The organism is Micromonospora sp. DSM 43699 (genome assembly GCF_055517075.1).
The window spans coordinates 1-2,541 of sequence record NZ_JBTMMT010000136.1; the positions used below are offsets into that span (position 1 = coordinate 1).

The 2,541-nt window shown below is 69.1% G+C and carries 3 protein-coding genes; all 3 read right to left on the reverse strand.

What is annotated here, in order from left to right:
* Positions 1-59: 59 nt before the first annotated feature.
* On the reverse strand, positions 60-911 hold the full coding sequence (locus AC0AIB_RS30875; RefSeq protein ID WP_465098027.1) for a hypothetical protein: 852 nt from the start codon (positions 909-911) through the stop codon (positions 60-62).
* 75 nt (positions 912-986) lie between these two features.
* Positions 987-1,400: a glycine-rich domain-containing protein gene (locus AC0AIB_RS30880; protein WP_465098028.1), complete on the reverse strand. Its 414-nt coding sequence runs from the start codon at positions 1,398-1,400 to the stop codon at positions 987-989.
* Positions 1,401-1,804: 404 nt separating this feature from the next.
* Positions 1,805-2,344 carry a GNAT family N-acetyltransferase gene (locus AC0AIB_RS30885; RefSeq protein ID WP_328347850.1) on the reverse strand — a complete coding sequence of 180 codons (540 nt, stop codon included), beginning with the start codon at positions 2,342-2,344 and terminating at the stop codon, positions 1,805-1,807.
* Between the last annotated feature and the right edge of the window lie 197 nt (positions 2,345-2,541).

A 2,541-nucleotide genomic window follows, 5' to 3' on the forward strand; every position in this document is an offset into this window, starting at 1 on the left:
ACGGTTCGGCACCACCCGACCCCTGCCCAAGATCCTCGACCTGCCCCAACAGGTCTGGATCAACAAACCCGAGCCACAACGACAAGCCGCTTAACTCCCGTTGGCCTCAATCCCTTGACACGTTCCGGCCTGAAACTGGCCCAGATGCGAGCAGCTACCGCGAGCGGCCCGCGATGTGGTGCCGTTGGGCTTTCCTGCTGGCGTAGCTCCCACAGGTCAGCGAGCGCTGCGGCGAAGGCGTCGACCGCGTCGGGCGCGGCCTGCTTCCACGCTGGAATCTGGTCGGCCCACCCTTCGGAGTCCGCCGGACTGTGTCCGGCTCGGACGAGTCGGACGATCATCAGGGCGGTGTCGATCCACGCCGCGCCCCGGCACGGCATGGACCAGTCGACGACGTGCACCCGGGTGCCGAGCAGGAAGTTGAACGGTGTGACGTCGGTATGCAGGAGGGTGTCCCCGTCGACCAACTCAGGGGCGATGCGGCCCTCCCAGCGCTTGGTCGCCGCCTGAACTCGGACCGGCGGGCACGGGGTCAGCCCTTGCGTGAGCGCGGTCAGGGTGTCGGCGATGACGGGCAGGTCGGCGGACCCGGGGGTCAGGTCAGCGTGCCGACCATGCACGTGATCGAAGCCGAGAGCCAACCAGCCGCTCTCCTCGACCTTCCACCGCAGCCTGGGCGCGATGTCGGGCAGCCAAGGATTGACTCGGGCCTCGGCGCGGTGCATCCGGGCCAAGGGGTTGCTCGTCTGGATGGCCTTGCAGAAGATGTGCCCGCCGTCCGTTTCCAGGGTCGCGGCGAGGCTCGACACGGAACCGGTCGACGCCGACCGGGCTGCCCGGACCGGGCCGGTGTGGGACTCGATGGCAAGCCGAACCGTAACTGGCAGGTCCTCCCAGTGGCGGTCGGGCATCCCACTCCCTCGCTGACTGCGGCGACCGTAGACGCATGCAGCCTACGGTCGCCGCAGCGGCGGGGGCGGTTCAGCTCAGCGTGTCGGGCTGTCGGTGCACCCGGCGTGGCACTGCGTGCAGTCCGCCTTGCCATGCCACAGCGGCCGGTCGATTTGGTAGCCGACGGCGGCGATGGCGTCAACGGCCCGGGCCAGTGGCACGGCCTCGCGGGCGGGGACGGTCGGCCACTCGCTGCCGTCCTCCGGCTCGTGGTGGATGAACCGGCCGGCGATCCGGTCGCAGAACTCGCTGTAGTCGCGGGTGTAGAGGAGGAAGGTGTGCCAGCCGATGTCGACCATGTCGGAGGGGCCGATCGGCGTGGTCGTGACGGCGGCAGCGGCGAGGAACGCCAGCGCCTGGTCGAGGATGCGTGCCGGCATGCCGGCAGGCAGCTCCGGGTGATCCTTGGCGATGCGGTCGGTGAGCCGCGCGAACAGCTCGGGAGACACCAGCGAGGTTCCTTGCCTTGCGGCGGTCGTCGGGTTGAGCGCGGGAAGGGAATGGACCACTGCTCCTCGCCCCTCGCTGCGAGCCAGGCGACGCTTTCGCGTCGCCAACTCATGATGACGTCGACATCGCTCCGCCGCGCCGGCGTGATGCTCATGCGGGTATTCCAACGGTCGGGACTTGGCGATGCTGTGCTGGCCGGTTCTGGTGTGACGCGCGGAGGCGCTGGCCCCGCCGAAGCGACCGCTCATGGCCGACGCGGCGGGGCTGGCGCGCGCACGCAAGGCGGGAGCCCTGCCTGTCAGGCTGACATCGTCCCAGGCTTCTCGTAGGCCGCAACCTCGGTCAGCTGTTCAGTTAGAGCGCGCGATCCTCCGGTAATGGGGGGCGCGGTGACGCACTCGCCCTACCGGGCGGGTCGCCCGTGGGCCAGTGGCAGCACCAACAGATCCATGGCAGGCCCCCATTCGAGACGCGACCCACCCACCCGCCGCCAACCGTTACGGGCATACACCTGACGCGCATCCGAGCGAGGATTCGATGCCAGAGTGGCGTACCCCTCCGCCCGACCAGCAAGCAGCCTACGCATCAGCCCCGCCCCGACCCCTCGGCCCCGCCAACGCGGATCAACGATCCACTCCATCACCGCGAACTTCGAGGCCGCACGCACCTCGGCGGGTGGGTCCGCATCAGCACGGGACCACCACACCCCGGCGGGCATCGTCCACCCGTACGCCGCCCCCACCAGCAGAGCACCATCCTGAGCCGCCACCAGCCTGAAGCCAGGACGTTGCGCCTCACCTGGCAGGCCGTCGGCAAACCGAGACACCTCCTCCGGGCCCTCCCCATACGGCGGCTCCGCATACACCACCCCATACAGCTCGACCAACGCCGGGAACAGGGACGCGGCAGCCACCCCAACGCGAAGCACAAACGTGACAGTCACCTCCGCACCCGCTCAATCAACTCCCCGAAAACCGGCCGAGACCGCTCCGACACCGGCACCGCCTCCGCGACCCCCTGTCTGTCAGGGTGAGTTGGGGCCAGCGGCTCGTAGCAAGTCCGCCGGACAGGGCGAGTTCAGGATCGAGAAGCGTTGAATACTGCTGTTGACGTCGTGACGGCCCAGGATGGGGTCATGAG

Coding starts and splice junctions, on each gene's coding strand:
- AC0AIB_RS30875 (WP_465098027.1), bottom strand. CDS start 911: ATGCCCGACCGCCACTGGGAGGACCTGCCAGTTACGGTTCGGCTTGCC.